The organism is Methylobacterium soli (assembly GCF_008806385.1).
Lineage (GTDB): Bacteria > Pseudomonadota > Alphaproteobacteria > Rhizobiales > Beijerinckiaceae > Methylobacterium > Methylobacterium soli.
Genome location: NZ_VZZK01000083.1, coordinates 1 through 8,405, shown reverse-complemented (window position 1 = coordinate 8,405; position 8,405 = coordinate 1). Strand labels below are relative to the sequence as shown.

Sequence of the window (8,405 nt, the reverse complement as noted above, 5' to 3'; positions counted from 1 at the left end):
TTGGGGTTCCTCAGAGAAACGCACACGCCGGCAGTGGGTGCAGTTGGCAGCCAGCCCAAGGTTGTGAGAGCGCGGCACACCCTTAACCCATGATCAGGGCGGTGCGGCTCCGCCGCCTTGCAGGAGCGGGCCGTATCTCTCCGTGAGGAGAGCCAGCTGGCTCTTAGCCTCCCTTGCTCTGCGCTCATGGATGCCGCTGAGTGCCCTCAATGTCTCGGCAGCAGCCAGCGATCCAGCTTGAGCGACAACATCGGCGACACCAGCGATATCCCGCGCTGCCAGTTCGTCCATGGCGACCGCAGCGGTCAGTGCTTTGATCAGTTCTCTTGCGCTCTGACGCATGGACACACCCGCCCTACTGCCTCGGGCGGTTTTATATAGGAAGGCAACAGCGGCTCACTCGCATTCCCATTCTGGCATTCCCAGAGCACCCAGGGCTTGATGCTCGAGTAACTGCCAGACGCCATCCTACCCCGGAGCCAAGTTGCGTACCGGCTCACACGTAAGATGGACTACCGCCTCGTCGGCCCGTGATCGGATCGGGCGGCGGGGCGGCCCGGCAGGCACAGGTGATGCCGCGGTTAAGGCGTTGGTCCCGCTAACCTCTGCCAATGGCGGTCGATGGTGTCCATCAGCACAGGCATGAACGGCGAGGATGCATTCAGGCGAGCAACGGCCTTGCTGAGTTCATCCAACGCTTCGGTCTGAGCATCGAGACCCCGGACGGGTGCGAGGTATGCCCAGATAGCCTCGTCCACGGCACCAACGTTGGCTGGCTGCTCGTTGGCGAGGAGATCTTCGAAGGTCTGCAGGGTTTGCTCAAGGGTAGCCATACCGAGAGTATGGCTCGGGTTCGCTGCCCATTGAACCCCGCAACAGGGTAACAGCAGCGTACGATGCAGCCGCAGCCCCGGATTGTGCAGCCCATGAACATGTGCGGGCACCGCTTTTCCCTCAAGTTAAGCAGTACTGTGCGCACAGGAAGGAGCTTGCGCACAATCTACATCGCGAAATTGGCCACAGGCGAGAATTGGCATACAAAATTTCTTGCAGCGCTGGCAATTAAATGCTTTGGGCAGCTCCGAGGGGCACAACTCGGATGACCGAAATGCTAGAAGAAGCGCAGGAGCCCACTCCTGATTTCATCGAACTCGCAGCGGAAATCGTGTCGGCCTACGTGGCGAACAACCCGGTTCCTGTTGCTGAGTTGTCGGCCCTGATCGGTAACGTGCATACAGCCCTGAATGGCCTCGCGGCAGGATCAGCTTCGACCCCTGCGACCGCCGAAGTTGAGAAGCCGACCCCGGCCCAGGTGCGCAAGTCGATCACGCCGGACGCACTGATCAGCTTCATTGACGGAAAGCCCTACAAGACGCTGAAGCGGCATCTGACGGGCCATGGCCTCGATCCCTACACCTACCGCGAGCGGTACGGCCTGCCTAAGGAGTACCCGATGGTGGCAGCCAGCTACGCGGCCCAGCGCTCCGAACTGGCAAAGGCAATTGGTCTGGGCCGACTGGGTGCGCAGGCCCAGACGGAGCAGCCGAAAGCGCGTGGGCGCCGCAAGGCTGGCTGATGTGCTCGGACTGCTCGGGCCGGTGAAGCCGCGCCTGAGTAGTTTGCCTCCTGTGTGACTTGCGGGAGGACGATGGCGGCTCGCAACCGAATTAGAGAGGCTGCAACCCCAACGTGCGTCGGGGCTGCAGTGCGAACGCCAGATAACAAACCAGCTTGGATCCTGAAACTGATGCAGCGGCGGCTTGCTCGCGGAGGCAGCTCCAGGGTTGTTCGATGGATCGCTGCCTCCGCTGGTTGTACGAAGCTAGGCCCCTTCGGAGCCGGGCAAAAGAGCGGCGCAGGTGCTGTTCATGCTGAGAGCAGCAACGTCATATCGTTCCGGTCCCGGTCATCGTCACATTAGGGCTCCGCTAACCCTGACAAGCCACCATTGGGGCATGTCCAAGCGTTACAGGAAGGCCGCCAGAGGAGCCTTATGGCTCGCAGCCCTGGCTATCTGCGGATTTGCTGCTGTTCTGCTGGTGGAAGCGAACCGGACTGGGCAACAGTTGGTCTCAGCGCCTGCCTGGAGCGATCCGGACACGACGGGCACTGTCGATCAGAAATCGAGGCGGTGGTGCGGGGCCGCTTCATGGTGCCGCTGAGGTGCGCAGTTCTTTGGTGATGGATACGATCTATTAACCATGCGGCCGCTTGTCTGATTGTATCCAGTCAGCAGGTACCGCCGTGATCCCAACGCGTTCGACCAGCCTCAACGACCTGAACGCCGACTGCCCGGTGCCGCTTGACACGCTCGGCCGGCTCTACCGCGCTGAGGCCGAGGCGCTGCCCGGCCTTGTCGCTGGCATCCCGGAGCGGACCCGAGCACGCCTGGCAGCCTTCCTCTACAGCCGCAGCCACACGCACGAACTCGGGTTGAGGGTCGCGGCCACGTGCGACGAGAGCGTGCTGAAGCGGGAAGAAGGCGGCTTGGGAGAGGCGATCTATGCCCAGTCGCGTCAGCGCTACGCTCGCCCGACACATGGAGAGGTCCGCTTCGCTCCGATGAAGAAGATCAGCCTCGCAGGATCGCGCTCTGCTGGTGGCTTATCGGCCTGAGTGTCAGCAATCCTTGATCCAGCCGGATGCGATCCATCTCCAGCCGCATGTGCCGATCTGGTGGGGCCACGTAAACATGCCCCGACTCAATCAGCATGCCGTCCTCTGCATGCATAACAGGGAGGTCCGTCAGCACTCCCAGAAGCGCGGGTAGAACGCTCTGGTGCGGGCCAACGTGCCGGACGATGAACACCGAAGCCGGGCATGGAATGGGCAGGGCTGAGACGATCTGCTTGAGGGGATCGAGGCTGCCGGACGAGGCCGCGATGACGATGATGGGCTGCAGGCGGCCTATCAACTCGCTCGCCTGAGGTGAGATCCGCCCGGAGTGCTGCGAACCGCGCCGAGGGATCAGTAAGCCTCTGAGACCAGCTTCAACGCCTTGGTCACGGAGCGGGTGAGTTCTTGGATGCGCGAACGCGGCCGGCCCGACTTCTGCGCAATCGCCTCATCCTGCTCCTCGATGAAGAGGCGGGCCGGCTGGTCGCCGTCGAGGCCGCCCAGGATCTCCATCGGGACGCGCCGATTGGAAGCGCGGGAACCATCCTCGTAGATGACGTCGAACAGCACCGAGCCGCGCTCCTGCGGGAGTTGTCTGACACGCTTGCTCATGACGATCTGATGGTTGGGTCAGTGTTGGCACGGACCAAAAATGCCAACGGCCACAGATGGCAGAACGGAGTGCGCGTACATCCGGCGTCACCCTGTCCCAGCATCGTGGCCGTCTCCGATCAAGCAGCGCGAGGCTGCGACCGGCATGCCCTCGAAATGGGCTCGGCGTGGTTAATTTTCAATGAAGCGGCTTCCCGCTTCGATAGCATGCCGCGATCAGGCTGCTCTCGGTACACCCTTTCTACGAGCGCTCTCGGAAGCATGGTCGATGGCTGTGATGACATCATCGGGCGCTAGGTGATGGATCATGTGACCCATGCCTGGAACGACGATAAATTCGCTGCCCGGCAGCTCGCGATGAAGACGCTCGGACTGTCTGCCCACATCGGCGATCTGATCGTCCGCGCCCGCGATGATCACCACGGGAAGGGTTAGGTCACGGTAGTGCTTCTGAAGCTCAACGGTAACCGGCGTCATCATCGCGGCGTCCTCCGCTGAGGCGCGCAGCTGCAACGGGCGCAGCATCATGTCCTTCGGGAACTCGCGGTCGAAGCGTTCCGGCACCTCCGCGGGCGCAAACATGCCCTTAATCATCCCCGGAAGCAGGAGGCGCCCGACCACGGGCGAGACCGTGTAGCGCAGCACGTCGCCGATGACGGGGATCGCCGGCGGTGAAGCGAGGATCACATCGGCCCGAAGCGTCGGATAATAGTAGCCGGATGCCAAGACGAGGCTGCGCACCAGCTGCGGCGCCTGAAGGGCAAGTGCCACGGCGACGAGCGTTCCCCAGGAATGCCCGAGTACCACGGCTTGCGTGACGCCGAGCTGCTGCAGCGCCTTCTGGAAGAGGGTCGCGTGGGCTCTCGGTGTCCAAATGCCCCGCGGCCGGTCGCTGTAGCCGTAGCCGGGGCGATCAATGATGATGACGCGGTAGCGCTTGGCGAGATCATCGACGATGCCACTGACCAGGAAGTCCTGGATCATCGTGCCGTTGCCGTGGATGAGCACCAACGGCTCGCCTCGGCCGCGCTCGACATAATGCAAGCGCACCCCCTCCACCATAATGAAGTCGCCAATAGGTGGAGTGCGCTGCTCCGCTTCGCGTGTCTTCGAGGCTGCGTAGAGCGCTGAGGCTCCGAGAGCTGCGGCAGACCCCAGCAGGGTCGGAACAAGCCAAGTGCCAGTGTTGGAGCGACGCGTCATCGTATGATCCTAGATGTGAGAAGGCATGCTCCTTGATCGAACGGATCAATCTGAAGCGATGCACCCTGTTCGGCCTGCGAGGTGGCTCCGCGCTAGGCGGCAGTCAGGCGCCTGGTATTGGCGGCCACGTGCTCGCGGTAGCGCGAGATCACCCCCTCCGGTGAGCCGCCGGTCATCAGCGTTCCAGCCGCTTCAATGGCTGCCCCCAACTTCTCGGAGACCATCGACTGCATCTCAGACTGGGCCTCTGATCCGCCCCAGGCGATCCGGACAAGGCGAAGCTCGATCACCTTCTGCGCCTCGAAGGCCAGCATCAGGGAACTGAAGAATGGATTGTACATGGGGCACTCCGCACCGCGGGACGCGGCAGCCTTTGGTCGAGGGGACGCTCGGTGAGTTCGCCCACCGAGTTGTCACGGATGACCGATGCTTATGGCAGTGCGCCGATCATGCCCTTGGCTTCCGTCATGGTGTCCTCGCAGGCTCGCTGATGACCCTGGCCGTCTTCTTGGATCGCCCGGGTAATCAGGTGGCGCGCGTCGGAAATGCGGGCGGCCGTAGAGACCATGCCGGCGTCGCTGGGCGCGCTTGTCGGAGCTTCTGTGAGCGCCTTCGGCGAGTTGCTGCGGCGAATTGCATGTCCTTCCGGAAGACCGGCCACATGGACAGCACCCGCGCTGTCGAGGCGACGCTCAATCGTTCCGATCTGCTCGCTACAGGAAGTCGCCCGCGCAGGGAGTTGAGCGAGGCCGAGCAGAAGGGAAGACGCAGCGAGGCTGAGTACGAGGCGCATAGAGACTTCCTTTGAGCGACGTGTCTGCCTGCGATCCGGCTTGATAAGACCGGAGATGCCGTGGCGGCCCAGTGGCGAGCAGAGAGCGTCCTATTCACCCAACGCTACACTGATCGAAATGTTGCACCGCAACATAAATCAGTTTGGGCTGCGGTGGATGAGCACAGCAATGGCGTCAGCATTCGAGATCAGCCACCGCCCTTGCCGCCGAGGGGATGGCCGTCGTCATCGTCTATGGGCTGCTGAATACCTTCGTGTTTCTGCGCGGGCGCCCACTACAGGAGCGCGTGCTCCCTGCTGCCGCCGTCTTCCTGCTGACCCTGATGTTCGCGGGTGCCTTCGTGTCCTAGCGGAGGCGAACTAGGACGCCTTTAGCATTCGGGCGACGATTTCCTCGGCCGTCTCCGGCTTGGTAGGGTTCAACCGCTGGCGCATGTCCTTGCCGGTCTTGAAGGAGACGTTCTTCTTCTCGGCCACAGCGACGCTCTCGCCGGTTCGCGGGTTGCGGCCCTCCCGTGCCTGTGTCGTCGTCACCGAGAAGGCCCCGAACCCTCGGATCTCCACACGATCACCGGCCGCGAGCGCTTCCGAGATGCGGTCGAAGATCGTCTTCACGACGGCCTCGCACTCCCTCTCGTAGAGGTGAGGGTTCATATCCGCGATGCGGAGGATGAGGTCGGATCGGATCATGAAGCGCTAGAGATCCGAAGCTGCCGGGGCTTTCAAGTCCGCTACTCGCAGATCTGCCGCCACTCGTATGCCTCTGTAAGAGGGTTCAGCATCTGCATCGACCTGCAGGCTGATGCGCCAATTGGTGGAGACATCGAAGGTGGAGGGGACGAAGACGGGACAGGTGGACAGGCGCGAGGCGGGCAGGGTGACGCAACTTCTTCGCTGTTGTCGCAGAGCGCTTGAACCACGCCGTCAACGCACTCGCAGGTGCACATCGCGAAGGCCGGGATAGGCACCAAGCTGAGGAACGTCCCGAGCCAGCCCCATCGCATCCTAGGATCCACCTGGCGTTGACTTGCTGCCCCGCTCCGGCCGACATGGCGGGTCCGGACTTTTGGCTCTGACGAGTCGTAAGCCGGCATCAGGAGAGATCACCGCCGCGAGATAGACCCTGAAACGACTACGGCCCCCCAGTCGCCAAACTGGAGGGCCGCAAAATCGAAAATGGCCTTGGTGGCCCGATGCAATCCCCACCAAGCCATATGACCCCCTCGGGAGTCAAGACGGAACGCCAATTCCGTCAACGATGAAGTCGTGCCTGGACCCTACCCGCGGCCCGAACAGGGCTGAGGACGATGTTTCACGCGACCATGGCTTCCGCCATCGACGGCGCGCGCACGCTTGCACAGATGGACGAGCTGTCGCGCCAGATCTGGCAGGCACACACGAGCGGTGCCGTGGACGATGCGGGCGCTCAGAGCCTCGCTGAGCGGCTTCACGCGCGCCGGGGCAGCATCCGGGCCGGGATCGTGCCCGTGGGCGTCCCTGCAGGCCGTGTGAGCCTGTTTCCGCCGCGCAGGCGCCCCGTGTCGTCCGACCGGATCGCGTCCCGTGATCGGCGCCGCCTGCTGGCCTGCTCAGGCCCAATGCCGCCGACCCTTGCCAGCCGCTTCACCACCGGGGAGCTCGCGGTCCTGCGCATTGTCGCCGACGAGGTCGCCGAGAAGGGCGTGTGCGGGCTCTGCATCGACGCTATCGCCGCTAGGGCAGGGGTATGCCGCCGGCTGGCTCAGAACGCCATTCGCCTTGCCGAGGGTGACGGGCTGCTGACCATCCAGGAGCGCCGCCATCAAGGCCGACGCAGCGACCCCAACCTCCTCCGCATCATCAGCCGCGAGTGGCAGGCCTGGATGCGCCGGGCTCGGGGCAACCAGCCCAAGGGGGGAGGGTGCAAAAGTCTGCATCCCACGGATAAGGGAGTGTTAACTCCGGGCACAACCAGCCCAGCAGTTCCCTCAAAAAAGCTGCCGGAACGGCAGGGTCGCCTTGAGGACAACGGCTCATCACAGCCGGCGCGGGTGGCGGAGGCGGCCAAAGCCATGCGGTGAGATCATGAAGCCGGTCGGTCTGACGAACGCTCTGCACTCGGAGGCAGCGCTGTGGCGGGGCATGCGTTGAGGGGAGAAAGCTTCCGCGCCCTGAGCCCCTGATGCCCTACACGCTTTACCGCCTCGCAGCCGGCAGCTACGACCTTCTGCTCGATGGTACCGTCATGGGTGGCGTAGTGCGCGACGTCCCACCCGACGGGGATGTGCGACGGTGGCGCGCCGAGTTGCTGGACGACCTTCCGCCCTTGCAGAGGCCGCAGCCCTTCACGGAGATCGAACATCGCTTCGACTCCCTCGAAGAGGTCGTCTCATGGCTCGGTGATGCTGCAATCACAAACAACAGCTGAACTGACCAAATCTCCCTGCAGAGGGCGCTTGCATCATCCTCGTGGAACATGAGCAGGAGAAACGCCGGGACCGCGATTGCCGTAGGAGAGGCCCTGCCCATGACGACGGATGAAGTTGAGGATCTGAACCGGGCGCGCTCTGCGCTTGTGCGGCAGCGTAGTGCCATCGCGAAGCGGCTCGGCAGCATCGAACTGGCACCCGTCTCGATGGCGGAGGATCTGACACGTATCCTCCTCGCGATTGAGGTTCTGGACCGCGCCCTTACGGATGCCGGTCACCTGCATCTTGGTGCGCAGGTGTAAGCGAAGGTCGTTCCACGATTGGCTACCATCAGAGCGTCACACGCAAAAGCGCCCCAGGATTTCTCCCAGGGCGCCGTTTGCGACTAAGCGGCCAGTTTGATCGGGCTGGGGGATGCTTAGGCCAAACCCCATGGTGCCATGCGGCTTAGTAGGAGCCGAACTTGTAGTTGAGGCCGGCGCGCACGACGGCGAACTCGGTGTCCTGGCGGCGGCCGACGGCGGTCGTCAGGACGGTGCCGTTCGGGGTGACCGCGAAGGCGCCGTTGTTGCGGTTGCCCTGGTCGAGGTTCACGTACAGGCCTTCCACCTTCAGCGTCACGGCCGAGGAGCGGAAGAAGTTCAGGAACGAGTCGGTGGGCAGCGCGTACTCGATACCGCCGCCAGCAGCCCAGCCGGTCTGGAAGCTGTCGGTCGAGCTGTTGGGCAGGCCGAACTGGCGACCGCCGCCCGAGCCGTAGGCGAAGCCGCCGG

Annotated in this window: 14 protein-coding genes; 6 read left to right on the top strand and 8 right to left on the bottom strand. The window is 63.4% G+C overall.

Translation table 11 applies throughout. From position 1 onward, the window contains the following. Positions 1-581: 581 nt before the first annotated feature. Entirely contained in the window at positions 582-833 is a 252-nt protein-coding gene (locus F6X53_RS31470; RefSeq protein ID WP_151005788.1) for a hypothetical protein, read from the bottom strand. A 275-nt stretch (positions 834-1,108) separates the two neighbouring features. Here F6X53_RS31470 and F6X53_RS31465 point away from each other — a divergent pair, with 275 nt between their 5' ends. Then, complete coding sequence (locus F6X53_RS31465; RefSeq protein WP_151005794.1) at positions 1,109-1,576, top strand: Ros/MucR family transcriptional regulator; 468 nt, start codon at positions 1,109-1,111, stop codon at positions 1,574-1,576. Positions 1,577-2,244: 668 nt separating this feature from the next. Continuing rightward, positions 2,245-2,616: a hypothetical protein gene (locus F6X53_RS31460; protein ID WP_151005786.1), complete on the top strand. Its 372-nt coding sequence runs from the start codon at positions 2,245-2,247 to the stop codon at positions 2,614-2,616. Here F6X53_RS31460 and F6X53_RS31455 read toward each other — a convergent pair. The 5 genes from F6X53_RS31455 to F6X53_RS31435 form a co-directional block, all read right to left on the bottom strand. Continuing rightward, positions 2,573-2,914 (bottom strand): chemotaxis protein CheB, encoded by a 342-nt coding sequence (locus tag F6X53_RS31455; RefSeq protein ID WP_238296573.1) that lies wholly within the window; start codon positions 2,912-2,914, stop codon positions 2,573-2,575. The two genes, F6X53_RS31460 and F6X53_RS31455, sit on opposite strands and share 44 nt — an antisense overlap. Positions 2,915-2,967: 53 nt before the next feature. After that, positions 2,968-3,228: a hypothetical protein gene (locus F6X53_RS31450; RefSeq protein ID WP_151005784.1), complete on the bottom strand. Its 261-nt coding sequence runs from the start codon at positions 3,226-3,228 to the stop codon at positions 2,968-2,970. Positions 3,229-3,444: 216 nt separating this feature from the next. Continuing rightward, positions 3,445-4,431 (bottom strand): alpha/beta fold hydrolase, encoded by a 987-nt coding sequence (locus F6X53_RS31445; RefSeq protein WP_151005782.1) that lies wholly within the window; start codon positions 4,429-4,431, stop codon positions 3,445-3,447. A gap of 92 nt (positions 4,432-4,523) precedes the next feature. Then, the gene (locus F6X53_RS31440) at positions 4,524-4,772 is read right to left on the bottom strand and encodes a hypothetical protein (RefSeq protein ID WP_151005780.1); all 249 of its coding nucleotides are present in this window, start codon (positions 4,770-4,772) and stop codon (positions 4,524-4,526) included. Positions 4,773-4,861: 89 nt separating this feature from the next. After that, on the bottom strand, positions 4,862-5,224 hold the full coding sequence (locus tag F6X53_RS31435) for a hypothetical protein (protein ID WP_151005019.1): 363 nt from the start codon (positions 5,222-5,224) through the stop codon (positions 4,862-4,864). Between the two features lie 215 nt (positions 5,225-5,439). On the opposite strand from F6X53_RS31435, the gene F6X53_RS33820 reads away from it, so the two are divergent. Beyond that, positions 5,440-5,574 carry a hypothetical protein gene (locus F6X53_RS33820; protein ID WP_280526089.1) on the top strand — a complete coding sequence of 45 codons (135 nt, stop codon included), beginning with the start codon at positions 5,440-5,442 and terminating at the stop codon, positions 5,572-5,574. Positions 5,575-5,584: 10 nt separating this feature from the next. Here the strand turns inward: F6X53_RS33820 and F6X53_RS31430 are convergent, their stop codons facing one another. Then, the gene (locus tag F6X53_RS31430) at positions 5,585-5,914 is read right to left on the bottom strand and encodes an integration host factor subunit beta (RefSeq protein ID WP_151005778.1); all 330 of its coding nucleotides are present in this window, start codon (positions 5,912-5,914) and stop codon (positions 5,585-5,587) included. A gap of 617 nt (positions 5,915-6,531) precedes the next feature. Between F6X53_RS31430 and F6X53_RS31420 the strand changes: the two genes are divergently transcribed. From F6X53_RS31420 to F6X53_RS31410, 3 genes are all read left to right on the top strand, one after another. After that, entirely contained in the window at positions 6,532-7,284 is a 753-nt protein-coding gene (locus tag F6X53_RS31420; RefSeq protein WP_244965638.1) for a hypothetical protein, read from the top strand. Between the two features lie 101 nt (positions 7,285-7,385). Further along, positions 7,386-7,631 carry a hypothetical protein gene (locus F6X53_RS31415; RefSeq protein WP_151005774.1) on the top strand — a complete coding sequence of 82 codons (246 nt, stop codon included), beginning with the start codon at positions 7,386-7,388 and terminating at the stop codon, positions 7,629-7,631. Between the two features lie 99 nt (positions 7,632-7,730). After that, positions 7,731-7,934, top strand: a complete 204-nt coding sequence (locus F6X53_RS31410; RefSeq protein ID WP_151005772.1) for a hypothetical protein — start codon at positions 7,731-7,733, stop codon at positions 7,932-7,934. A gap of 145 nt (positions 7,935-8,079) precedes the next feature. Here F6X53_RS31410 and F6X53_RS31405 read toward each other — a convergent pair. Next, positions 8,080-8,405 (bottom strand): outer membrane protein (locus F6X53_RS31405; RefSeq protein ID WP_425324714.1); only part of this gene is annotated, 326 nt, incomplete at its 5' end.

Excerpts from the sequence above, each read along its gene's own strand:
- F6X53_RS31470 (WP_151005788.1), bottom strand. The coding sequence starts at position 833 with ATGGCTACCCTTGAGCAAACCCTGCAGACCTTCGAAGATCTCCTCGCC.
- F6X53_RS31465 (WP_151005794.1), top strand. The coding sequence starts at position 1,109 with ATGCTAGAAGAAGCGCAGGAGCCCACTCCTGATTTCATCGAACTCGCA.
- F6X53_RS31450 (WP_151005784.1), bottom strand. The coding sequence starts at position 3,228 with ATGAGCAAGCGTGTCAGACAACTCCCGCAGGAGCGCGGCTCGGTGCTG.
- F6X53_RS31445 (WP_151005782.1), bottom strand. The coding sequence starts at position 4,431 with ATGACGCGTCGCTCCAACACTGGCACTTGGCTTGTTCCGACCCTGCTG.
- F6X53_RS31440 (WP_151005780.1), bottom strand. The coding sequence starts at position 4,772 with ATGTACAATCCATTCTTCAGTTCCCTGATGCTGGCCTTCGAGGCGCAG.
- F6X53_RS31435 (WP_151005019.1), bottom strand. The coding sequence starts at position 5,224 with ATGCGCCTCGTACTCAGCCTCGCTGCGTCTTCCCTTCTGCTCGGCCTC.
- F6X53_RS33820 (WP_280526089.1), top strand. The coding sequence starts at position 5,440 with ATGGCCGTCGTCATCGTCTATGGGCTGCTGAATACCTTCGTGTTTCTG.
- F6X53_RS31430 (WP_151005778.1), bottom strand. The coding sequence starts at position 5,914 with ATGATCCGATCCGACCTCATCCTCCGCATCGCGGATATGAACCCTCAC.
- F6X53_RS31420 (WP_244965638.1), top strand. The coding sequence starts at position 6,532 with ATGTTTCACGCGACCATGGCTTCCGCCATCGACGGCGCGCGCACGCTT.
- F6X53_RS31415 (WP_151005774.1), top strand. The coding sequence starts at position 7,386 with ATGCCCTACACGCTTTACCGCCTCGCAGCCGGCAGCTACGACCTTCTG.
- F6X53_RS31410 (WP_151005772.1), top strand. The coding sequence starts at position 7,731 with ATGACGACGGATGAAGTTGAGGATCTGAACCGGGCGCGCTCTGCGCTT.